24 protein-coding genes and 1 pseudogene are annotated in these 22,550 nt (G+C 61.8%); 11 read left to right on the top strand and 14 right to left on the bottom strand.

All coding sequences use genetic code 11. From position 1 onward, the window contains the following. The first annotated feature begins 38 nt into the window (after window positions 1–38). Window positions 39–266: a ribbon-helix-helix protein, CopG family gene (locus tag P3T23_RS39340; RefSeq protein WP_429321450.1), complete on the top strand. Its 228-nt coding sequence runs from the start codon at window positions 39–41 to the stop codon at window positions 264–266. 117 nt (window positions 267–383) lie between these two features. On the opposite strand, the gene P3T23_RS39335 is transcribed toward P3T23_RS39340, so the two are convergent. The 4 genes from P3T23_RS39335 to P3T23_RS39320 all read right to left on the bottom strand — a co-directional run bounded on the left by P3T23_RS39335 (window position 384) and on the right by P3T23_RS39320 (window position 4,146). Continuing rightward, window positions 384–830: a hypothetical protein gene (locus tag P3T23_RS39335; RefSeq protein ID WP_429321449.1), complete on the bottom strand. Its 447-nt coding sequence runs from the start codon at window positions 828–830 to the stop codon at window positions 384–386. Between the two features lie 45 nt (window positions 831–875). After that, on the bottom strand, window positions 876–2,768 hold the full coding sequence (locus P3T23_RS39330) for an ATP-dependent helicase (protein ID WP_429321448.1): 1,893 nt from the start codon (window positions 2,766–2,768) through the stop codon (window positions 876–878). Then, complete coding sequence (locus tag P3T23_RS39325; protein ID WP_429321447.1) at window positions 2,765–3,658, bottom strand: hypothetical protein; 894 nt, start codon at window positions 3,656–3,658, stop codon at window positions 2,765–2,767. The genes P3T23_RS39330 and P3T23_RS39325 overlap by 4 nt, the downstream gene beginning before the upstream one ends. An 83-nt stretch (window positions 3,659–3,741) precedes the next feature. Then, window positions 3,742–4,146, bottom strand: a complete 405-nt coding sequence (locus P3T23_RS39320) for a hypothetical protein (RefSeq protein ID WP_429321446.1) — start codon at window positions 4,144–4,146, stop codon at window positions 3,742–3,744. A 177-nt stretch (window positions 4,147–4,323) separates the two neighbouring features. Here P3T23_RS39320 and P3T23_RS39315 point away from each other — a divergent pair, with 177 nt between their 5' ends. From P3T23_RS39315 to P3T23_RS39290, 6 genes are all read left to right on the top strand, one after another. Next, window positions 4,324–5,496 carry a hypothetical protein gene (locus tag P3T23_RS39315; protein ID WP_429321445.1) on the top strand — a complete coding sequence of 391 codons (1,173 nt, stop codon included), beginning with the start codon at window positions 4,324–4,326 and terminating at the stop codon, window positions 5,494–5,496. Window positions 5,497–5,553: 57 nt separating this feature from the next. After that, a complete protein-coding gene (locus tag P3T23_RS39310; RefSeq protein WP_429321444.1) occupies window positions 5,554–6,882 on the top strand; it encodes a hypothetical protein in 1,329 nt (442 codons plus the stop codon). Between the two features lie 16 nt (window positions 6,883–6,898). Then, a complete protein-coding gene (locus P3T23_RS39305; protein WP_429321443.1) occupies window positions 6,899–7,441 on the top strand; it encodes a polymer-forming cytoskeletal protein in 543 nt (180 codons plus the stop codon). Window positions 7,442–7,685: 244 nt separating this feature from the next. Further along, window positions 7,686–7,979, top strand: a complete 294-nt coding sequence (locus tag P3T23_RS39300) for a hypothetical protein (RefSeq protein ID WP_429321442.1) — start codon at window positions 7,686–7,688, stop codon at window positions 7,977–7,979. A 14-nt stretch (window positions 7,980–7,993) separates the two neighbouring features. Continuing rightward, window positions 7,994–8,494 (top strand): AAA family ATPase, encoded by a 501-nt coding sequence (locus P3T23_RS39295; RefSeq protein ID WP_429321441.1) that lies wholly within the window; start codon window positions 7,994–7,996, stop codon window positions 8,492–8,494. A gap of 87 nt (window positions 8,495–8,581) precedes the next feature. Continuing rightward, window positions 8,582–9,601, top strand: coding sequence for a putative bifunctional diguanylate cyclase/phosphodiesterase (locus P3T23_RS39290; RefSeq protein WP_429321440.1), 1,020 nt, complete (start codon window positions 8,582–8,584; stop codon window positions 9,599–9,601). 24 nt (window positions 9,602–9,625) lie between these two features. Here the strand turns inward: P3T23_RS39290 and P3T23_RS39285 are convergent, their stop codons facing one another. Together P3T23_RS39285 and P3T23_RS39280 are read right to left on the bottom strand one after the other, a co-directional pair. Then, the gene (locus tag P3T23_RS39285) at window positions 9,626–11,002 is read right to left on the bottom strand and encodes a PfkB family carbohydrate kinase (RefSeq protein ID WP_429321439.1); all 1,377 of its coding nucleotides are present in this window, start codon (window positions 11,000–11,002) and stop codon (window positions 9,626–9,628) included. An 11-nt stretch (window positions 11,003–11,013) separates the two neighbouring features. Then, window positions 11,014–11,673 (bottom strand): phosphoribosylanthranilate isomerase, encoded by a 660-nt coding sequence (locus tag P3T23_RS39280; RefSeq protein WP_429321438.1) that lies wholly within the window; start codon window positions 11,671–11,673, stop codon window positions 11,014–11,016. Between the two features lie 523 nt (window positions 11,674–12,196). Here P3T23_RS39280 and P3T23_RS39275 point away from each other — a divergent pair. Continuing rightward, a complete protein-coding gene (locus P3T23_RS39275; RefSeq protein ID WP_429321437.1) occupies window positions 12,197–12,706 on the top strand; it encodes a hypothetical protein in 510 nt (169 codons plus the stop codon). A gap of 812 nt (window positions 12,707–13,518) precedes the next feature. Here P3T23_RS39275 and P3T23_RS39270 read toward each other — a convergent pair. The 4 genes and pseudogenes from P3T23_RS39270 to P3T23_RS39255 form a co-directional block, all read right to left on the bottom strand. Next, window positions 13,519–13,722: pseudogene (locus tag P3T23_RS39270) on the bottom strand (IS5/IS1182 family transposase); the annotation flags it as partial. A gap of 879 nt (window positions 13,723–14,601) precedes the next feature. After that, the gene (locus P3T23_RS39265) at window positions 14,602–15,585 is read right to left on the bottom strand and encodes a DUF932 domain-containing protein (protein ID WP_429321436.1); all 984 of its coding nucleotides are present in this window, start codon (window positions 15,583–15,585) and stop codon (window positions 14,602–14,604) included. A gap of 119 nt (window positions 15,586–15,704) precedes the next feature. Then, a complete protein-coding gene (locus P3T23_RS39260) occupies window positions 15,705–16,046 on the bottom strand; it encodes a hypothetical protein (RefSeq protein WP_429321435.1) in 342 nt (113 codons plus the stop codon). Window positions 16,047–16,125: 79 nt separating this feature from the next. Then, window positions 16,126–16,590, bottom strand: coding sequence for a hypothetical protein (locus P3T23_RS39255; protein ID WP_429321434.1), 465 nt, complete (start codon window positions 16,588–16,590; stop codon window positions 16,126–16,128). A gap of 305 nt (window positions 16,591–16,895) precedes the next feature. On the opposite strand from P3T23_RS39255, the gene P3T23_RS39250 reads away from it, so the two are divergent. Next, complete coding sequence (locus tag P3T23_RS39250; RefSeq protein ID WP_429321433.1) at window positions 16,896–18,896, top strand: AAA family ATPase; 2,001 nt, start codon at window positions 16,896–16,898, stop codon at window positions 18,894–18,896. Window positions 18,897–18,917: 21 nt separating this feature from the next. Then, the gene (locus P3T23_RS39245; RefSeq protein ID WP_429321432.1) at window positions 18,918–19,727 is read left to right on the top strand and encodes a hypothetical protein; all 810 of its coding nucleotides are present in this window, start codon (window positions 18,918–18,920) and stop codon (window positions 19,725–19,727) included. Window positions 19,728–19,731: 4 nt separating this feature from the next. On the opposite strand, the gene P3T23_RS39240 is transcribed toward P3T23_RS39245, so the two are convergent. Then, on the bottom strand, window positions 19,732–20,409 hold the full coding sequence (locus P3T23_RS39240) for a thiol:disulfide interchange protein DsbA/DsbL (protein ID WP_429321431.1): 678 nt from the start codon (window positions 20,407–20,409) through the stop codon (window positions 19,732–19,734). A gap of 168 nt (window positions 20,410–20,577) precedes the next feature. On the opposite strand from P3T23_RS39240, the gene P3T23_RS39235 reads away from it, so the two are divergent. Then, window positions 20,578–20,754, top strand: a complete 177-nt coding sequence (locus P3T23_RS39235; protein WP_429321430.1) for a hypothetical protein — start codon at window positions 20,578–20,580, stop codon at window positions 20,752–20,754. Window positions 20,755–21,065: 311 nt separating this feature from the next. Here the strand turns inward: P3T23_RS39235 and P3T23_RS39230 are convergent, their stop codons facing one another. From P3T23_RS39230 to P3T23_RS39220, 3 genes are all read right to left on the bottom strand, one after another. Next, entirely contained in the window at window positions 21,066–21,242 is a 177-nt protein-coding gene (locus P3T23_RS39230; protein ID WP_429321429.1) for a hypothetical protein, read from the bottom strand. Between the two features lie 135 nt (window positions 21,243–21,377). Next, entirely contained in the window at window positions 21,378–21,803 is a 426-nt protein-coding gene (locus tag P3T23_RS39225; protein WP_429321428.1) for a hypothetical protein, read from the bottom strand. A 213-nt stretch (window positions 21,804–22,016) separates the two neighbouring features. Beyond that, window positions 22,017–22,349 (bottom strand): hypothetical protein, encoded by a 333-nt coding sequence (locus tag P3T23_RS39220; RefSeq protein WP_429321427.1) that lies wholly within the window; start codon window positions 22,347–22,349, stop codon window positions 22,017–22,019. Between the last annotated feature and the right edge of the window lie 201 nt (window positions 22,350–22,550).

Here is a 22,550-nt window from a genome sequence, read left to right as displayed (position 1 = left end):
ACACTGGCTCGCCATCCGTACTTGCTGAAGGAAATAGAATGCGCCCCCCCAGAAAGCGGCCGAAGACCCGACTCAATCTGGATATGCACCCGGAGGTCAAAGAGCAACTCGAAAAGCTTCGTGACCGTATTCATGCCGATAGCATGGGTGAAGTCATCAGACGTGCACTAGCCGTGTACGACTACTTGCACTGCGAACAGAGCAACGGTGCGACGATGGTGATTCGCACCCGAGACGGGACAGAAAAAGGCTTGCCGATCCTTTGAGCAACATTGTACCGTATAGCCGGAGCAGCGTTCCGCCGAGATTGCCGCCGCCGATGGCACGTCGCCAGTATCTAGGCCGTAGTGGAAATGCAGGTTTCCATCGGACTCGCGTTTTCGTTACCCGAAGATGCGCCTGAAGAACAGCGCCAAGGATGATCCCACTTGCTTACCCCGGCGCGATCCAATGCCGACAGCTGTCGCATACTGGTCCGCAATTCCAGGCGGGATCCAGAACCGGGCTCCCGATGCCACATAGGCACTTCTATCCTCATCGCGGGACGGAATGTCTGGCGGGAAAGCAAACATCGGAAACCCTTCACGCCTGAACACGCCAACTGCGGTAGCGACGTCCTGATCCAGTTCCTCATCGAACATATTCGCGAGGTTCGAGTTCTCCGCACGCCTCGTCACCCCGTGAGGGACGTTGTGCAGCGCGTCAGCCAGGTCATGGATTGCGGCCATGGTTTTCGGGGTGACGGGTTGTCTCGCCAGGATCCGAATCTGGACGAGTGCGGCCTGAGTGATTTCCAAGGCCTGCACCTGCTTCTCGGTCAATTCGACCATCTTCCCCTCCTTGTTGGTGATCCAGCTTGATGAATTCCCGCCTAGTCAGGCGTCCACGAGGTTCGCGTTCGCTTCCTCGGGATCCACGATCCGCTCGATTCCGCTTTCCTTGAGGAACATGCTGGGGGGCTTCCCTCCACCAGTGGACAGCATCAGGTCCTTGCGCGCGCGCGTCATCGCCACGAACATCAGGCGGCGCTCCTCTTCCAGCGTGCCGTCTTTCGATGGGAACACCTCGTCTTCGGCGCCGACGACCCAGACATAGCTGAACTCGAGACCCTTCGAACCGTGAGCCGTCATCAGTTCGACGACCCTCGGAGCGTCTGCGCCTTCGGGCTTCTTCTCCTCGCGCTTGCTCTGGGCCATCTTGATCGCCGTCAGGCGGTCTTGAACGGTCTGGGCCATGATGCCCCGCTCCGGGTCGGCCCGGCGCGGCATGAACATGTCTCGCGCGATCTGAAGGACGTTTTCGCTGCGCTTGTCCGGCGCATAGGTGGACAGCCACTCACAGATGCCGTAGACGAGCAGCGTGTCGGCGCCGGCCGCCAGCGACGACTGCCAGCCGGTGAAGAGCTTGACGAACTCACGCCACTTTTCCTTGACCGAATCCTCGATCTTCGCCCGGGCGAACTCCTCCGACTGGCCGAGCAGGAACGCGCCGCGGAAGAGCTTCTCGAGTTTGACGATGCTCTGTTCGTCAACGCGGCACCAGGACAGCAGCTGGTCAATGGCCTTCTTCTCCGGCTTCACGACGGCTTGGACCGCGGCGCAGAAGATCATCACCTCGACGCTGTTCAGGATCGACTCGCCCGGCGGGCGGCGGTACGGAATGCCCAGCGACTGGAGCCGGGCCTCGACTTCGTCCAGACGACGGTTGTTTCGCGCGAAGATGGCCACATCGCTGCCGACCCGGAGCGCCTCAGCGGCGTAAAGCGCGGCCGCGTGGGCCTCTTCCTCGCGCGTCTTGAAGGTCTTCCACGCGGTCTTGCCGCCTGGACCCTTCATGGCGACGAGGGTCTTGTCAACGCGGTCGAGGTTGTGGTTGATGACCTTCGTGGCCGAGCTGACAATCTCGGCGTGGCTCCGGTAGTTGTTGCCCAGCATCAGGCGCTCGGCGTTGAAGCTGCGCTCGAACATCAGCATGCCCTCGTAGCCGAGCGCGTTCCGGAAGCCATAGATCGACTGGTCATCGTCGCCCACGCCCGTCAAAATGACATTTGCGCGATGGTGCGAGGCAGCCATGTCGAACTGCGGCTTATCGGTGTCCTGGTACTCGTCAATGAAGAGTCGGGTGATGTTGAGCGGCGGCACGGCGCCGGACTCGAGACCGGCGTTCGTCTTCAGGAGGATGTCCTGGAAGTCGATGACCTTCTGCCGGTTCATGATGTCCGTGTATATCTGGCTCATCTGCTCGTGGCGCACTTCCGTCGCCGGCCGGCCGGACTTCACGTGCTCGATGATTCGGCTGGCGTCTTCGAGCGTGATGTCTTCGATCGCGAGTTCGGCCAGCGCGCGCAGGATGAAGCTGCGGCGCAGCCCTTCCTTGACGATCTTCCACTTGGTCTTGCCGAACGGCCACGGCCGGCCGGCGATAATGTCGCGACCGAAAACCACCTCCCGCCCGTTGTCGGTTGCCAGATCCGGGAACGACATGAGGTTCATGACCGAGTGGAAGGTGCCGACAAGGAGCCGGGAGGAGGCTTCTTTGCCAGCGAGCGCGATGGTACGGGCTCGAAGTTCGAGGGCCGCTTCTCGCGTGAATGTGACCGCGGCGATGCGTTCGGAGCGATTCTGCAAGGTCGCCGCGATCTTGCGCGAGATGGTGTTGGTCTTCCCAGACCCCGGGCCCGCGATGACGAGGCAGTTGCCTTGGCAGTTGGCTACGGCCATCTGCTCGTCGTTCAGGGGCGCGAGGATTCGCGCAATCGTGTCGTTCATGCCGCCACGGCTTCGTCAGCGTTCGCGACTTTGGTCTTTTTCGCAGGCGCCGGCTTTTCATTCTCGCCCGCGCGGCGACGCAGCGACTGGTTCACGTGCGACGCGAAACCGTAGACCTTGCCGAGAGCCTGCTTGGCGAGCAGTTGGCGCTTGCCGGTTTCGCCGTCGCTGATGAGCTCGTTCCACTCGAGGCCAGCCATCTGCTCCAGCGACTGGTCGTACTTCATCACGCCCTTCAACATCTTGATGCCGAGGCGCGAGCGGAACAGCGCCTTCATGTCGACGGCCGGCGACAGGACTTCCGGCTTGATCCACGGCATGCCTTCGGCCTCGACCTGGACCTTGCCTTCTGTCACGAGCATCGCAACGCGGCCGAGTTCCTTCTCGGCGTCGGCGTGGAACTCCTCGATCATCGTGCGCAACTGCTCTTCGACTTCCTGGTACTTCTTGCCGAGCACCATCTCGCCGTAGCGCTGCAGGTTGTGCGCGCAGTAGTCGATCGCTCCAAGGTAGCGCTCCAGCGCCGAGCCGACGACGCGATCCTTCACGACAATCTGTTGCGCGGCCATCACGATACCGGCTTCTGCGGTCGTGAGCGCCTTGCGGCCCTTCTCGCGTTGGTTGGCCGCCTTCTTCATCAGGCGTGCGCGCGTCGCTTCCGGATCCTCGTCTTCGGCGGGAGCGGGAGCCGGCGCCTTCGTGCGGCCGCTCGGGCTGCTCTCGCCTGTCGACATCTCGACGGCCGCGTCGAGATCGCGGAGAGCCGCTTCCGCTTCGAGCTCTGCGGCGGTCTTCGGCTCGAGAGCCGCGTCGCCTGCGTTGTCTTGACCGCCGAGCCCGGCGGACACAATCTTGCTGATACTGCCGGGCACGATGTTATCGGCGCTCATACTGACCTCACTCTGTTGGAAGTCCCGATAGCTTCGCGCTGACCGCTAAACAAGCCGAATGGAATATCACGCCGTCTGCATCTTTATTCGGCAACGCCGGCAGGCTGAAGAACCGGGTTCGACACCAGTTCGAGCCGGATGTCGATGAAGTCCACGTCGCTGGCGTAGGCCTGCGTGGTGGGGCGCAGCGGGCTCATACCAACCCGCATGTCGTCGATCAGCGTGGCCGACGGCGCCTTTGCCCAGCGCACCGCGAAACGAAAGGTAGCGCGGCGGCGCGTTGTGTCGATAGCGTTACCGAGCGCACGCAGTTCGACTGGCTTATTTTTGTGGCGGAAGCCCAAGGCGACCACCATCTCTTTTACATTGGACTCAAGACTCACGAGGGCTTTGCTCTTAATGAGGATGATGTCAGCACTGTAGCCGGGCGAGGAGCGTGCGTCGAAACGAATGCCAAGCGACGTGCGCGGCGTATGTGCCGCTACCACGTTCGAGCCTGACGCTGCCGTCGCTGCACGCTATTGTCGCAATGAGCTTTTTCCATTCTCGATGCTCAATACTCGGCGGCGAACGCATATTGATGAATGCGAGAGGAAACGAATGTAGCCGCATGGGGCCAGGTCATTTGCCTCGGACGGAAACGCGCCGCTCTCTACTCTCCCGGCATGGCTCACGAATCTCGCTTCCGGGTCGTTCACCCGATCCTCCTCTTTGCCTGCCTGTTCTCCTGTGGCGTACTGTGCGCCCGTCCACCGTTTGCGGCCGCGGGCTATATCGTGCTGCCCACTGCTCTGTGGTGTCTGCGCGAGCTCGGCAAAACTTCCTTTCTTTACCTGCTCGGATGGTTCCTTGGGGCACTCAGCAGCGTGGCGATCGGCGCCGTGGACGTGGGCGCCGGCCTCCCGATGGCCCTGACGATCTGGTTCGCGCTCACCCTGCTCTCGACGCTCTGCACGGTGCCAGCCTTCAGCCGCCGCGCTACGCCGGCCGAGCGTGCGGCATGGGTCTTCATCCCGGTGTCGCTGCCACCCCTAGCCTTGATCGCTCCTCTGCCGCCCGCCGCTGCGGCCGGCTGGTGGTTCCCATCGACTGGCGTGCTGGGTGTGCTGTTCACGATCTTGACCGCGGGGGGCGTGCTTGAGGCGGTCAAGCGCGCGTCGTGGGGGCCGCTCGTAGTCCCGGCGCTCTGCGCCGCGCTCCTGAACCTGCACGCCGTTTTCGTGCCGCCCAAGCCGTCTCGCGTGGTGGCTCTGAGCCTGCCGGTCGACAAGCCGCCCGTGGACTTCGGCGGGTCGATCCGTGCCGCGCTGCTGTACGGGCCGCTCGTGCGGGGCGCTGCAGAGATGTCGCACGCGTCCGGCGAGCCGGCGCCGACCATCATGTTGCCGGAGAACGTGCTGGGTCCGGTCTCGCCCGGGCAGGGCAACGCGCTCCACTTGCCGCCGGCCTCCCGGTTGATCGCGGGAGGATCAGGAAAGGTGCCTTGGGCCGAGCATCTGCAGAAGGGCGTATGGGTCTTGCCGGACCGGGTCTTCTATCCGGCCATCCAGCCGATTCCCATGATCGAGGATGGACTCAAGCCGCACTGGAGCGCGATCGGGCACACCGCGAAGATCGGCGACGACCGCTATTCGCTGCTCGTGTGCTTCGAGGCCGTCGCTTCTCTGCCCCTCTATCATCTGCACTACAGAACACCGATGCTGTTGCTCGGAAACGGATGGTGGGATCGCAGCGGAACCATGGATATCGAGGTCTCGCTCGCGCACGCATGGGCCCGTCTCTTCAACGATCCAATCGCGATGGCGCGCGGTTTTCCATTTCTGGGAAAGGCTCCTTAATTCCATAGGTATTCGAGCGCCACGCGCGGAGGCTTCTCACGTATTGTCGCACTCATCATGAGTGACGCGATCCATCCACACGGCGTAGCGAAACCACGGCCCAACATCACGGTGGTCAAGACGGGCCCGTTCGTCGTTCGCCACCTGGCACCCGGCAAGCCCTTCCTGACGTTCAAGGACGGGAAATATGCCCTCGTCTACCCGAAACACCCGGACGAGATGCCGAGCCTGCCGATTTCGGAACGGCTTCGTTATCGCATCAATCAGTGGCTGATTTCGCGTCAGGCGACGTGGTATGTCCCGCCGCTGAACTTCTCGACTGTATCTTCGCCAATTACGCATAAAGGTACTTCCGCTCGACCGGCAGCATCTCGCTCACGTGTCGCGACTCAAGGCAAGGTGCCGGGCCGCATGCGTACCAGCGTGGCGGCCGTCGCGAAGGCCGTCGGCCGAGGTGCTCTGATCGCCTTTCTCGGATTCATGGCGCTGATAGGCGTTACCCGATTCGTGCATGTCGACGTGCAAACGGTCTTTCAATCCGTCCACTTCGGCATCCCGCACTTCCTTACGCCTTGGCGCAAGGCAGACGATCCCGTCGATCAGGCGCTGCATGGCCAGCGAAACGCGTACTCGGCAATTCCGTACTACCCGAGTATCACGCCGAGTACCTTCACGACACCCGGGGCCGGCGACAACTCGCCCCAGGCACGAGATGACGCTCACATCGTCCATGATGCCGCCAAGGGCTGGATACCGCTGCCGGGCGGCGGACCGTTCCCCATGAACATGCCAGCCTATGGTGACGACGGCCAGAAGGGGCCGATCCGCCTGACAATCCATCGGCCGACCTTCACCTCCCCCGATGATCAGGGCGATGAGGAGGGCAGCGGTGATGCAGTGACACTGCTCGGCGCGACGCCCGCGCCCGTGGTTGCGCCGGCAGAGTCCGAACCGGCACATGTCGCCCCGAAGAAAGAGAGCGGACCTCGCGTTCTGGTCGTTCACCCCGCTCGCGAGCCAGTCACGCCGCGCGTGGTCAATCACCCAGCACCGCAGCCTCAACCGGTTCAGCAGCCGCAACCGCAGAGCCGTGACACGGTCGACGTTCAGCTTATGCCGGTCCCGACGCAGGCCCCGTCGGTTGCAACGCTGCAGCAGGGCGATGGCAGCCAACAACCGCAGCAGGAGAGCGCTTCGGCCATTAGCCCTGCCATGCCCAAGTTCAATGTCATCACGAAGAACGGTGACGCACTGGTCGTGATGGATCACGGCCAGATGAAACAGGTTTCTGTCGGACAGTCCCTGCCCGACGGTTCGACGCTGCTTTCCGTCCAACAGCACGGCGGCGGCTTCTCCACCTCCCGCGGCAACTACGTCGCCTACTGAAGACCAGGAGCATTCCATGCAGAACGCAGCACAGCAGCAAGACGACCTCGATACCGGCGCCGCCGTTTCGTATCTCGACAAGTTCCGCCCGGCGGAACAGCAACACGCCGAACAGCATCAGGCTCCGGCCCGCTCGCCCCGCTCGCGTACCCCGCTGCCGAACCTGCGCACGATGTTCGATCGCCTGATCAACAACTTCGGCCGCGACAATGACGGCGTTTTCTACCTCGACCACGAAAAGCACAACATCCGTTCGACGTTCTCGGGCGACTTCGAGCTCGAAGGGACCATCAAGACCCGCGCGGGCGCGCTCTTCAAGGGCACGATGCACAGCCCGGAATCGCTGATCAAGTCGGCCGGCACGGTCGTCATCGACGTCGACGCAGACGTCTCGATCAACATCGAATGTGAAACGCTGATCGTGCTGGGCAAGCACTCGGGTAAGGCCACCGTGAAGGGCACGCTCATCAACATGGGTGCGATCAAGGGCGAGTACATGTATGGCGCTCTCGAATCGTTCGGCCGCATCGAAGGCATGGTCGAGCAGATCGCTAACTGATCACCAGTCTCGGCATGCTCTTCCTGGGTCTCTTCTCGCCATGGTCGCGCCGAGTCGCGACCGTGGCTGTCCTGATCTGGTGGACATTGCTATCGTGGCAACACCGTGCCGTGTTCCAGACGGCCGCTGTACAGGCCGGCGTGCCCCGAGTGACATCCGAGATCCAGTGCGTCATCAAGAACGGAGCGAGCGCTGCTGCTATCTGTTCGAAGATCATCCCGCAACCCAACCAGCAGAGGCAAAAATGAGTCGCAACTGGGAAAGTGTCTACGCGAATCTCGGCGACGTGACAGACTGCCTGCGTGACGCAGTTCGCACGCTTCGCAAGGAACTTCCGCGCGCGGTGCCGGGCAAGGCCCGAGGCATCCCCACCGTCGACGTGAAAGCCAATCTGGAGCGGCGCATCGCGTTAATCCAGGAGATCATCCAACTCGTCGAACAGGACCGCTCGGACTTCTACGTCTCGCACACGGCCGAGGTGCGCAGCGCCCGGCCACAACCGAACTTTCTGTTCGGCGCCCCGCCGGCCGAAGCCTGAGCGACTCGCCTGCCATGAACATCATTGTCGGCTCCCATGTCTTCCTGCTGGGCCCGCATGGTTGTGGCAAGAGCACCATCGGTCGCAATCTAGCTGCGCAGGGGTATGTCCACCTGAGCATCGGCCTGATTGGCCGTCTCGCCCGCCGCGGGGCTCGCCCGGCTGACATACCCGTGCGCCTGCTTCAGGTGATGGCCCGCCACGTTCCCGGAGAGGCGCTCGATCCTCGTGCCGCGACCGAGATCCTCGACTACGCTCGCAGTCTCGAGAAGGTCGTGATCGACGGCTTCCCGGCCCACGTTGAGCACCTGGCTCTGCTGAACGACATCGAGCGATGGCAGTTCGTCTACGTGCTGACGCCCCGTCAGATCCGGGAGCAACGGCTGACGGCACGCGCCGAGACCACGAAGCGTGGCTGGACTCCCGGCCTCAAATCGGCCCGCGACGGCCTCCTTCCCGCTCTCTGCTGGCATTTACGATCGAAGGGGCAACTCCTTCGATATTCAAACGGTTGACAGGCTCGATTCTGTAATCATGGTGGACGGCACACCTCCGCACGTCGGAGGCCTTCACGATCCCACCTACATTGAGAGCCAACTACTGTGACGCCTTCCCTCTCCGTAGACCAGGATACCCGCGGCAGCACCGAACTGATCGAGACCCTGCTGGAATATGTGATCAAGTACGCCGTCTCGTATGCGGAGCCGCGTGACGGAACTTGCTGGGAAGTCATCAGTTTCGCGCGAGACTATCTGCAAAGAGTTGCGCCAGGGCGTAGCGGCCCAGGCCGACTAGCACCCCATATCGATTCGCCCTGGCCGGAACTCCAGCACGAGCTTCTGACGGGCCTGTACGAAGGCCACTTCTCCATCCACTATCAGCCGATCTGCGAAATCAACTCGCATACCGTCGTGGGCGTCGAAGCACTCGCTCGGTGGACCCATCCGAAGCGCGGCAGCATCTCGCCGGTCGTGTTTATCCCGGCCGCCGAGCGCACCGGCTGCATCCACGCACTGGGTCGCTGGATTCTCCTGAAGGGCTGCGAGCAGATGGTCGCGTGGGAGCGGGAAGGCCTGTTCATCCCCTACCTGTCGGTGAACGTGTCGCCTCTGCAGTTCAATCGCGAAGAATTCCTCACCTATCTCGACGAGGCGCTGATCGTCAGCGGCCTGACGCCGTCTCGCCTGGTGCTTGAGGTGACCGAGAGCCTCAGCCTCGTGCACGACAGCTACGCGGCCGACCAGACCTTCAAGGAGTTGCGTGACCGCGGCGTCCGGATAATGATCGACGACTTCGGGACAGGTTTCTCGAGCCTGACCTACCTGCAAAACCTGCCGTTCTCGGCCATTAAGATGGATCGGCAGTTCGTGTCGAAGCTGCCCTCCTCGCGCAACGATCTGGAAATCATCAAGGCGATCGCAGAGCTCGCGCGTCAGCTGGGCATGGACATCATCGCGGAAGGCGTCGAGACGCAGGAGCAGAAGGAAACGCTCGTCAAGCTCGGCTGCAATCTCATTCAGGGCTGGTTGATCAGCTCGGCGCTGCCGGCGGCTGACCTGCAGCGCGAGTTTGCCGAGGGGCGTCTGGCCACGAAGAAGCCTCGCGTGGCAATCGCAGCCTGACGGCCGCGGCCGCCGCTGGCGGCCTCAAATCGCCTCGACCTCCTCAGCGATGTGGAAGGAATCGCGCCCGGCCTGCTTGGCCCGATACATCGCAGCATCGGCACGTTGCATCAAAAGCCCGAGTGTCTCGCCGGGCCGACTGGTCGCGATACCCATAGATAGCGTCACCCCGTAAAGTTCCGCCTCACGCGCGAGTATGCGGATACGCTCCACAACCCGTACCGAGTCTTCCGCGCTGGTGTGCGGCAGCAGGATCACGAATTCGTCCCCACCCCAGCGGCACGGCATGTCTGACGCGCGCACGCTGTTCTCGAGGACGGCCGCCACCCCCTGCAGCACCAGGTCGCCAGTGTGATGCCCAAGCTGGTCGTTGACCCGCTTGAAGTGGTCGCAGTCGACCATGATCAGCGTGTGGCCCCAGCCCTTCTCGAACCGGGTGTACTCGATCTCGAACGCTGATCGGCGCATCAACCGCGTGAGCTGGTCGTTGCGAGCGGTCTCGTAGAGCGCACTGACGATGTTGTTGAGGGCGTTCATGGAGAACGCGTTGCAGGCTGTCTGCCGCGCGATCTCACGGATGAGCTCGTGGGCCCGGTGCGCGGCCGCCTCGTAGGACATTCCGTCCTGCACCACACCGTCGATGATCCCGATCGAGAAAGCGTCACCGACCCCAAGCAAGGTGTCGATGTGCTCGAGCGGCGGCGCGGAGATCTTCAGGCGGGTTTCGTCCGGCTGATAGACAACGGCGCCGCGCTCGCCGCGCGTGACGACGAGCGTCGAGCCGGTGATCGTGGCCAGGTCGGCAGGGTCGATGGCCTGCATGACCTCCATGAGGCGCTCGGCCTCGGCGCCGTTCATGAAGGCAGCCGTCACGTTCGGGAGGACGTGCGCCAGGCGCTCGACCTTGTCCTGCGAAACCGCGAGCGCGAAGACCGGGATGCCAGCTTCCTTGGCGACGGTAATGATTGAGCGCAAGGACTGCGTGTTGAGGTTCGCTTCGACGATCACATACCCGATGCCGTTCATGGCCTCGCGGATCCGCGCCTCATGGAACGTGTGCGTGTCGACGGGCGTGGCCGAGACAGCCGTGTGCATGTCGCCCTGCACCGTCAGTTGCGCGACGAAGGCGGCGAGCGGCATGCCATCGATCTCGTCGGCAATCAGGTCGACGCCTTTGTCCTGGATATGCCCGCCCATCAGGCGCTCGATTGGCGAAGCACCCCACGCCGTCAAGAGCCGCACGGGCCGCCCGAGCCGGCGCAAGTTGAAGGCGAGGTTGCAGGCTGTGCCACCCGCCTCGATCGTGACTGACCCGATGCGGTCCTTGTGCTCCGACTCGGTAGCCGGCCGCGCAAGGATGTCGAGGTGTGCGGAGCCTATGACAAGTCCCGTCTTTATCATGGAATCGCCCGCTAACTTTCTAGAAGAGCATGACCGGCCACCGCGAACTGGCGGATTTTCTTGGACGACTTGCTGCCGTCCAGATGCTCCAGACCGGAATTTGCGTCGATGCCGGCAGGCTTGACCAACTTTATAGCGCTTTCGACATTCTCCGGATTCAACCCACCCGCGAGAATGACCGGGACTCCAACCGATTCGACGATCCGCCGACTCACATTCCAGTCATGCGTAAGCCCCGTTCCACCCAGGCGGTCCTTTGTCCGGGAATCCAGGATCAGCGCGTCCGCGTAGTCGGCCAGTGCCTTCGCATCGACCACTGCAGTCTCACTCATCACGTGAACGGCCTTAATTAACTCGCGGCCGCGGAGGCGCTTGCGCAGCTCGAGCAGCCCCTCCACCGGCAGATCGTCGTGGATCTGGATCGCCGACACACCCGTGAATTCGGCGATCGACGCAATCTCCTCGACATCGAGTAGATGCGTCACCATAACGGTCCGAATTCCTTCGGGGACCGCCTGAACGATCAATTTGCCTCGCTCCACCGTGATCTTATCCTCGGCCACATGGGTGATGCCCATCAGGAGACCGATCGTGTTGACGCCAGCCTCGATCGCGGCCTCCGCCTCAGATATCGACTGGATACCGCACGCCTTGATGACAGAATTCAGCATATGTTCCTGGGTTCAGTTATATGAAGTTCGTATGCAACCGACACCATAACGGGATCGTATTCTTACTCGAAGGGGTTCAGGGTGCGACCCATGTCCCAACGAAATCGTGGAGCTCGCACGTTACTACCGTTAGCTCGTGGATCAGCCCGCGGCAGCTATCAGCTTTTCGAGGGCATGTTCGTATGCGGAACCCTTAGTTGAATCATCGTCCCTCGCCTTGTACATTTTTCTGATCGCTAGCAAATTGCCCAGCTATGGTGATTTTGGGGCGAATCGAATGTTTCCTTTCACAGAAAACGTATCGAATCAACGACCATATTCCTTCGCTCCGGCGTCTCTTCAAACCCTCTCATGGCCCCGGATCGCGCGCATTCGCGGTCCATGCCGCGTGCGCTTGCGGCGCACAAGTCTCAAGCACCCTTTATCCTGGCTTGCCACTGCCGATATCAAGGCATGTCCTCACCTCCCGCGGACAGATGTGAATGCTCCCCCAATACGTTCTGTGACAAGGAAGACTCTGCCGATGACTCAAAACGTCATGCCGCTAGCGTTCCCACCCGCTTCGCGGACCCATATTGCAGCGCTGCTCCAGACAGTGTTTAGGCCGCTAGACACGCGCATCACGGTCCCCCTGAAAAGCATCCCCTTCCTGTATCCTGACGGGCGGCCAGGCCAGCCAGCTACCCTCGCGACAAAGCAGCTCAGCAGAGGCCGACAACGGAAGTCCACCGAGAAACAGGCCATTCCGGCTTTTGCGACCGAGTACGCAGCGGAGCAAACGATCGTGGCGACGGAAGCGCGCTGCGTCCTGTTCTTGCCAGCCGACAGCGATCGACGCTTTCCTGTGCGCGTTACGATGCGCTCGGCTGCCGGCGGGAAGGTTCCGTGGTATGAGATCGAGACGTACCACATCAACGTTAAGCGCTGGGTGGTCCGCCAAAGGGAGACCGATCGGAGGCGTGCATTCGAGGTCGCACAGGCGATGCGCTTGATGGATGAACCAGATGATGAGGATGAGGGGAGCGACGAATAGCGTCATGGCCCGACGCGGCTCACCTTGAGTCATGCGACGTTGCGTGGAACGAATAGAAGCGTGAAGTCTCGTTTCATTCGCATGACTCTGACGCGGGACGTAGCGCCGCCATTTCCGATGAACATACCTAGCGTGTGGCATTCCAAGACGTTTTCGGCCTCGCCACGGCAAACATTCTCGTAATAGTCTCGCGAGCGCGTCTTTGTCAAACGAAGATGTCTACGAGGGTGCCCAACGAAGCGATTGCCGGTGCCGTCTTCGCTGCGACGTCGTAAATATCACCTGCGACGGTCTCGGTTGCGGATGCTACCTTCGTTGCGACACTGGAAATATCGCTTACAACATTCTTGATTGATTGAAGTGGATTTGAGCTCGATTTTGATGACACCACCGTTTGCGGATACGTCGGTGTGGTCGCCACGGTGCTCGCTACGGAACTGATATTCACGTACGCCTCTAGGAAAATTGAAAGCAGTTGGGAGCAGCCGCCCGAAGAGCAGATTCCAGACACAGAAACCCACTAGGAGCTGCCGCCTATGCTCACCGCGCTGTAATACGGAGTCCTTCGAGTAGAACCTTCGTAGCGTGCAATCGCTGTGGTCTGTGCGATGACGCCATCACCAAGCCTGATACACAAAATATATTGGATGCCGGTCCATCAGCGCATGCAGAAAACGCTGAAATAACTTCGACAATTGACTGACGGGCTACCGACCTTGTTAGAGGCTGGCGCCGTTTCGCGTGTTTGCGTTTTGGGCGCTGATTGGCGGCGCGGTGAATAAGCGGCTCCGTTTCGCGCTTGGGGTGCGGGTCAGGTTGCACCAGTGCTGGATGAAGTGAATCCGCGGCATGCGCTCCAGGCAATCGGCGGGCGACCGTTACCGCGTTTCGGGCAAAACGGCTCAAACACCGTGCACAGTTCGGCCCACGGCACGATCGTGTTCATCGTGTCGAGAAACTCGTCGCGCCGCGCGCGTTTGCGTCGTCTCGAATACCGCTCCTTGATCTGCGGCCATCGCGAGTTCTACTGCTTCGGCGTCCTTTGTCTTTGTCCTTACCAGTCCGCTCTATAAGGCGCGAGGCGTACAAATCGTAGAGTCAATCATCGTTGCCTAAGGTCATGAACATGCATTTGCTTCTGCCCGAAGGAGCTACGGGTCAGCAGGCTCTTTTTGCAAGGCAGTCGCTCAACGTTATCCCAACTCGATTTTTTTACAGAGGCGGCGTTCCACTCGGCAGGTGTTCTGCCGGCGAGACGCCACACGAGATTGGCATCCAGCAATCATCATTGAAGAATCCCGTTGCCGCGCCGCCCAGCCAGCAGACCAAGCGATCCCAGGCCCTCAACGAGTGGTCATAATTTTCCGACGCGTACATCTGGCAGTAGAGGCCATAAGAAGCGTGGTCTCGCATATCTCGCCAAACTTTTTCAATCGTCCGCCGATGAGGCTTCGTGCCGGCCCGGAGATCGGCGGAAATGGGCCCGATTCGGGGCTAAGAACTGGATTGCCAGCTCCCAGGCTTCGCCTTCGCTTGAGGCAAGCGGAATCTCCACGACTTTGTCAGCGAGTGGCGAATCGTGCGATGCGGACACAAACCACTTCTCTGCCTCGCTCGGCGTCAGATCGTCGGCCCCGCAATCATTTTCGACGGGATACACCGCATCCGCGCGCGATCAGGTCGACCGTGATTGCCGCGATCTCGCCGACGTCGCCTTTCACGGCACGGACGCCTCTGGTCCCCACAGTCTTCGGAATACTATTCATGACTTTTCCTTCGTGCCTGATGGGCGGTTGAAAAGGATCGTTCGTCAGTTCGGCGGGGCGACGCGGCCCGGCGGAGTGTAGGCGAAATCCCTCCGCGCCTTGCGGCGGGAGGGAAAGTTACTTCAGGGATTACACGAGGTCGAGCAACTCCGAGACGATTTCGTCCTTGAGGCGGGCCCCCGGACCAAACCACGCGCTGTTCAGGCGCGTCTCGTTGTTGCGCGCCTGGCGCTCGAAGTCCACGTACTGCGTGACTGCGTTCACCAGACCCCAGGCGGTGTTGCGCACACCGCTCATTTCCGAGCCGCGGCCCGAACCGTTGAAGAGCTCCATGATCTTCTTGTAGCCCCGCGTTTCGGTCGCAGCAGTCGCGACGTTGTCGGCTTGTTGCTTTGCGAGCACGCCCGCCAGCACGATGCCGGCTTCGGTGCTACCCATCGGCGTGTCCGCGAACGACTTCATGCGGGTGACGAAGGTGCTCCACGATTCGCCGGCCAGGATGCCGAGTTGGCTCTTCACCACGTCCGGATCGAACTCCGCATCGTGGCGAATACGCACCTGGCTCTCGACGTCCCGGTTCAGCGCGAGACGCAGCATGTTGTTACACGCCACGCGCGTGCTCGTGTACATCGCTGTCGTTGCGATCGCGCTGTCGTATGACGTCGCGAGGAGCAAGTAGCCCTTCACGTTGTCGCCCGGCACGATGTCTTCCTTCAGACCCGTGTTCGCGAGAACCCAGATTGTCCGGCCTTCTCGCAACGAGCCGGCCGTTTCGATCTGGAAGCCGGCGCTCTTCGTCAGGTCGCGGAAGAACCCGAGAACCGAGTCCGGTTGAACGACGCGATACTTCTTCGTCACGACCGAAAGGCCCTTTAGGTTGTCGCTTCGCACGAGCACGTCGTGGCCGTCGAGCTTCAGCGTGTCGCCACCCTCCTCTTCCGAGGAATTGAAGCGAACCGGCCGGCGCAGGATCTCCCACTCCAGACCAGCGGCTTGACGCCACTCGTCGATCGAAGCACCGTGCTGGACCTGTTGGCCCAGACCGTGCCACGGCTTGTCACCGGCCCAAGCCATTTCAGCGCGACCGAGGTCGTTGATGGTGAGTTGATGCATTGCTGTTCTCCAGAGTTACGCGGGCTTGCGCCCTTCATGATGAAAAAAGGCAGCACATCGTTTCCGATGACTGCCTTGTTGATTGCTTGCTGCGGATAGTGCCGACGGACCTCCGCGGATTACCACTCGACTTCAAGGTGCTTGATTTCGTCGAATCGCACGAGACGTGTCGCACCAATCGGGTCGCCTCGATCCAGATGCCACAGATCGAGGTTTACCGTCTTCGTGTGCTCCATGTCGTCGAACGAATCGCCCATGACCGCGCCGCGCAGGGTCTCGCCGGAACGGAGCTGAACGCGGAGCAAGAATGCATGCCCGCTCGCGTCCGCTTCCCGGATCGTCTCCACGATGCCGCTCATGCTGTCATCGACATGACAGGCGCCCGTTGTGCGGCGGTCTTGCCTACCCCCGAGAATTCGAACGATGCTCAGCACAAAGGCCGAGCCGATAGCTTTTGCCATGTTGAAAGTTCCTGGGTGAGAACCGGTCCAGAACGGAGCCGGGTGTTGCGAGGGAAGATTGCTCGGGGAGTGAGGCGTTTCAGTGCAGCCGGACGTCGAGAGAGCCGGGAGTGCACAGCGCACGCAGCAACGGATGAAGCACCGTGCGACGTTGCTCGAGACGCGAGCCACCGATGCAGTAGTCGATCAGGTTCAGGCTGCTGTCGGTAATCACAGTGCCATAAACAAACTGCAAGGTGGACGTCTTCCGGTGAAACTGGAAAACACGCGCCTCGTCGTAATCGAACTGCGTAGATTTGAGGATGGTGCGCGCGATGAAGTCCGGATATTCGAACTCGTACTGCGTTCGAAGCTCGCGAAGGTCGCGCTGTTGAAGTTGCCCGACGTCGAAGAGCTGACCGGGGGCATTGATTGGGTCGTAGTACCGATGTCTGGGGGCCACAAACTTCGTAACTTGGCCCGGACCTACGACCTCTTTCACTTGAATGACTTTCAGGATTCGCTCATACGAGCGGTTCCCTATGTCAGGAACAGGAATTTCCATTTCGTCCTCCCTTTTTCACTTGATGCCGCCAGCGCGGCTGCTGAGAAAGAGGACGCCACCCCTTGGATGGATGTCGGGATCATACCCCAAGAACTTGCGTGTGGAAACACCCGTGCTTCGGGCCAGTTGCTCGGCCCTGACACTCAACCAACCCTAAAGTCCAGATCAGGAATGGCCGCTATCCATTCACAGAGCGGTTATCTCTGCGCTCATTTGCATTTCGTAGAATGGCCGGACAATCAACGTATGAAGACGGTATGGCAATTGGGCCTGCCGTGATGAATGAGGTGGTTATGAATCCACTTATGCCCCTGGTCACTGTTGGCTGGGTGATCCGCATCATCGGTCTGTGCGTCTGGGCGATCGCCTTCTCGCACATCTCGCATGGTGGCCACGTCACGCCGACGGACATCGACAAGCTCACGTTCGCGACGATTGTCGTCCCAGTTCTGATCGCGCTCCCGGACTTCTACAAGGCCTGGAAGTTCGTGCTGGCCTACGCCCTGGTGGCGGTCGGCGCGATCACAGTTGCCACGCTGCCGCACGCGGGCTGGTCGACCATGCTGACGGTGTTGGGTATCTGGACGTTCCTGCTCTTCGCGCACCCGCAGATCCGTCCGGCGTTGCTCAATGCACGGGCGCGTGCGTTCGGCGGTACGCCGCGGCCGGTGAACCCGGTGCAAGCCCATGCCCCGGCTCAGGCTGCTGCCGCTCCGGCGCAGCGTCAGGCGCCGCAGGGCGGCCAGAATCAGCCGCCGCAGCCGCCGACGCCGACCTACGATTTCTCTGACAGCATGAGCACGCCGCGCTACAAGTTCGCGGACGTGGTGGGTATGGCCGAGACGAAGGACCGCCTGCTCGCCGCCGCCAAGGACGTGATCGCGGCCCGCGCCAACCCGCGCAACGGCATCCTGCTGTTCGGTGAGCCGGGTAACGGCAAGACGATGTTTGCGGAAGCGCTGGCGGGCGAACTTAACGTGCCCTTCTTCTCGATCGCGTACAGCGATATCGCGTCGATGTGGGTCAACGAGTCGGTGCAGAAGGTAAAGGCTGCCTTCGCGGCGGCGCGCAAGACGGGCTTCGGTGTCTTCTTCATCGACGAGATCGACTCGTTCCTCAAGGAGCGTGGCGGAAACGGCTCGCACCACATGGACCGAGACCTGACGAACACGATGCTGACCGAGATCGTGAACCTGCGCGGCACGAAGATCGTGCTGGTAGCGGCGACGAACCATCTGGACGACCTCGACAGTGCTGGTATCCGCGAGAAGCGGTTCGACTTCAAGGTGGAAATCCCGGCTCCGGACCACGAGGCTCGCCAAGCAATCCTGCGCCGTGCGATCGGCAGCACCGCCGGTTACGACGTGGCCGAGCCTGCCGTGGTCGCGACGCTGGCAGAACGTTGGGCGGGCTACAGCGCGGCGCGTCTGGCCGCCGTGGGCGAGCAAATTGGCGAAATGCGCCGCGGCGGCGAGTTCGCGGGCAAGCTTACCTTCGAGATCGGTATGCGTGCGCTGCGCTTGGTTCAGGGCCGCAAGGGCAAGCTTCCGGAGACGGTGAAGGGCATCGATGAGATCCTGATGCCGGAAGAGTCGCGCAACGTCCTCAAGGACATGGCCTTCAAGATGGCGAACGTGTACTCGCTCGAAAAGATGGGTAGCCGCCTGCCTACCGGCCTGATCTTCGTTGGCCCGCCGGGTACTGGCAAGACCCAGGCCGCGATGGCGCTCGCGAAGCAGGCCGATTGGGCGTTCCTCAAGATTACCGGCGCGCAGATCGTGTCGAAGCCCGAGGAGTGGGACAAGGTCTACAAGACGGCGTGCGATATTCGCCCGGCGATCGTGTTCCTCGACGAAGCGGATGGCATCCTGCGTGACCGCCAATACTCGCACTACGGCATGCTGACCGAAAAGATCCTGACCACCATCGACGGCGCGGGTGGCCGCGTGCGCGATCTGCTGTTCATCGCGGCGACGAACTACTACGACCGGATCGACAGCGCGGCGGTGCGCGGTGGCCGCTTCGAGGAAAAGATCATTTTCGACGTGCCGGAAGCCCAGGACATGCAGGCGTATATCCGCGCCAAGCTGGACGGTCTCGACGGCTGGACGCTCGAAGCATCGGTCGAATCGCTGCTCTGCGAGCACCTGCGTGGCCACTCGATTGCCGATGCAGACGCCGTGATCCAGAAGGCGATCGACGCCGCAGCGGTTCGCCGCTTGCGCGAAGAAACGACCGACATTCGGGAATCGGACGTGGAACAAGCCGCGAAGGTAGTCCTGCGGGGTCCCGCCGGTTCGATGTGATCGTGACCGGGGCGCGGCCTCGTGCCCGCCCCGGTTTTGGTTCGCCTCTTTCCTGATCTGTTCGATATGCACACTGCCCAATCCGCTCAATCCGAAGCCGTTGATCTCGAAGCGCTGGTGCCGACCCTCCTCAAGCGATTCGGCGACCCGACCGACCCGAATGTGGGCTTCCCCGACAGCCAGATCCGAGCCGAGCTGCGCGGGATGGGGGTTGTGCTACGTGCCCGCGACTTCAACAAGCTCGCGCTGGCTCTGCGTCGTACGCCGATCGCGCCGACCGCCGAGGCCCTTGCACAGGTGCGGGCGCAGCTCGGCGAGCGCAAGCCGACGAAGACGAACCTGCGACTCGCCGTGGAAGAGCTTGGGTTGTCTCTGACATACCGTCAGATGATCGGTCTATACCTGCATGTCGTCGACCGAGAAACGACCGCGATCACGGATGAAGTGCTGGGCAACCTGCGGGCCAAGAGCGTCGGTCGGCCACTCACGCGCGAGAGCGTCGGCGAGCTGGCGGTGTCGCTCGGCTACAAGTTCCTGCAGAAGGACATCGCTCAGGTCACGCGCCTGCTGCGCCTCGACGCGGCGCAAGAGCCGGTCGTGATGAACCGGCCGACGTTGGAGTTGGCCAAGATGCTGGCCAAGAAGACCGGCGCGTCGATCGAAACAGTCTTTCACCGCGCGTTGGTCGACAGTGCCCTCAGAATGCTGGATCACCAGCGCTTCCAGTTCGATCCCCGCGGGCGCGATCCGCTGAGCGTCCAGCAGGTCCGCCTTCGCGTGCAGGTGATCGACCCGGCCAGCCTCCCGCGCGAGGTGGACGTCGCCGTCTGAAAGATCAGGGGCCCGGGATTTCCACCGCGCTCAGGGCGCCCGTCATCGCGCCGGGCATGCCTTCGATACTGCCGGCCGTGGCTGCCGTGACGATCCAGCGGCCGCGCACGGCGATCGCCGGAACAGCAGACAGGTCCCTCGCGCGGAACGACTTGTCGCCTGCGTCGATTCGCTCGTGCATGTCCGGCGCATGATACGCGTCCACCAGGCGCCGAGGGTCAATGCCCGCCTCCGTTGCCCATTCGGCCAGGTCATGATCCGATGCCGGGAAGTCGGCCTTACGCGCGATGGTCTGGAACGCGGCTTCCTGCAAGAGCGGGATCGCGCCGACGCTGTCGAGCGCGTAGAAGAGCGCCGCCTCGCGGGTCAGCTCCGGGCGGCCGCCCGTGACGGGGACACGCTTGAGGGTGATGGCCGGCCCCTGCTGCTTGGCCCACGCCTCGAGCATGGGCTCGAAAGCGCGGCAGTTCGGGCAGCCGTAGTAGAAGTAGTCGATTACGACGTCGCGTTCGGCGGCCGCGGCAGCGGGCAGAATGGACCGGGTTTGCGCTGTCTCGTAGCCGGTGTTGGTGCGCTTGTAGTCATCGTGCGGGAGCGTCCATACTGCGATGCCAGCCGCAATCAGTGCGCCTATGGCTGCTGAGATGACCGGTGCCTTCCAGTCTTTCGTCCACTGGCTCAAGATTGACCTCGAGTTGGGGGTTGGGTTGGAATGAGTGTGCCGGAGGGATGTGGCACTGGAAGCGCGAATGAGAGGGTATCTAAGGGGCGATTTGCGGTCGACATTTGTTTGCATTCCCGTCCGGTGGGGAGATGCTAGGCCCATGTTCATCACCAACTAGGGAAACACATGGGCTACCACCACTTCAGCCTCGCCCACGAGATCGCGATCGCTGCCGTGCGCGGCGTCATCTACGAAGGCGAGCGTCACCTGTTCCGCGGCATGGGGCTTGGCGAGATCATCGTGATCGGCCTCGTGATCTTCACGGTCGTGAAACTGATGACGCGCCGCCGTCCCACCTACTGACCCGTCCGAGCCGTATCAGGCTCTCGAGGCCGCCCGCGTGTCTGCGTGGGCGGCCTTGTTCGTTTAGTCGATCGCCGAAGCGCAGGCATCGGTCGGGCCGCGAGCGTGGCCGACGACCGGGATCATGTCGAGTTGATGCGGCACGGCTCCTCGGCCGCGCCGCCGATGAGGGCGGCCGAGAGAGCTTTGATGGTGAACTTCAAGGATCTTCTTCTGAGCAGGGTTGGTCGACCCTAGCCATTCTAGGAAAGGCTCTTCTAGGCATCTTGAATCCTCGCCTATACCGATGCCCTTGCGAATGACGATGCCCGTCAGATCCAGCCCAGCTTCTTAGCCAGGGCCACCAGCGCGATGATGCCCAGGCCTATTGCAATCACCTCCGGCGTGCTCATCCCGTGGAACAGGCGGTGCTCGCCTTCGTAGACAACGCCACGGACGGCGGCGCCCGCAATCTGGCCGCCGAGGTCAAAGCTGTGGTGATGAAACATGTGAGTCCTCTCAGTGTTCTGAAGGGAAAGAGAGCTCAGGCGTGAACCTGTGCTTGAGTGAACGGGCCGCTCACACAAACGCCGGTTGGGAGGGGGCACCGGGGACGGGTGCCCCGGTGCTGCTGCTGTTTATGACTACGCGAACACCTTGCGGTACGCGCCGACGAAGCTGCGTGCCGAAAGCATCGAAATCTTCGTCATCAGCGGGGCCGTCATCGGGACGATTTCAGCGTCGCCGAGGAACGAATCGCCGTCCGCCTGCCGGGTCGTGCCGAAGACCTGCAGGGATGCCCCTGCCGAAATCTCTTCGTGGCGCTCGACGAGTCGGACATTCCATTCCGGGGTGATCCGATCAGCCGTGGAGTAGTGAAGGACCTTTGCGCGATCCGTCGGGATCACCTCGACCAGCGCGGGTCGAGAGAGAGTCCGATAGATCGAGCTGCCGCCCTCTTCCACCATGATGCGGCTCACACGAACTGTCTGGCCAAGGTATCGCCGGAAGTCCGCGAGGATCTTCGTTTCGAGGACTTGAGTTGCGCGGTCAATCGGCTGCGAGTTCATGACATGCTCCAGATTCAACGTGGAGCACGCCCTGGTGGGAATGCCCACACAGGGTTGCAAAAATGCCGGTAACGGCGGTGAAAATCTGGAGTGGTTCGCATCCGCGCCGCCAGCAGGCGGCCGTTGCGTACCGCATGCCGTGGTCGCAGACCATGGGATGCGCGATGGAGGGGCGCGGCACACACTTTCGTGTGGCCGCGCTTCCGGTTTCGCTTAATGCAGCGTGCGGTCCGCCTTGAGACGAGCGTCCGGCGCCGGGTACATGCTCGAGCCCGCGAGGATTTCGTCGAGGTGAGCCTCGATTTCCTCCGACGCGGTGTCGTACGAAGACACTTTCACATCGCACAGCGCCACGCGGGCGCCGCACTCGTGACGATCTTCGCAGTCGGCCTTGGCCTGGCCGAACAGTTCCTCGGCCTTGAAGGACGAGTAGAACCATTCAAAGCTCCAGCCAGCGGCGGACATCCACGCGATGACGGAAACGGTAACACCGGCTTCGACATTGGCGGATGCTGCGACGACATGTTCGATTGCTTGGGTATTCACTTCTCCTGCTCCTTTCGAAGAACGGAGCAGCCCCTGGCGGAGGACGTGCCCCGCGTGGGTTCATGATCAAAGAGTGTGCCAGAAAGCTGGCGGGTAAAACCGGCACGCCTGAACGTGAAACGAAACAGACTGTGGCGTGAATACCTTCACGGCACATCCCGATACGTGCTGGAGAATTGCTTGCGCTCGAGCGAGCGATGA

Origin of the sequence: Paraburkholderia sp. GAS448 (genome assembly GCF_050435685.1) — a bacterium.
In the GTDB taxonomy this organism is placed as follows: Bacteria; Pseudomonadota; Gammaproteobacteria; order Burkholderiales; family Burkholderiaceae; genus Paraburkholderia.
Note: the sequence above shows the minus strand (reverse complement) of the source record. Positions and strands in the feature narration are given on the sequence as shown.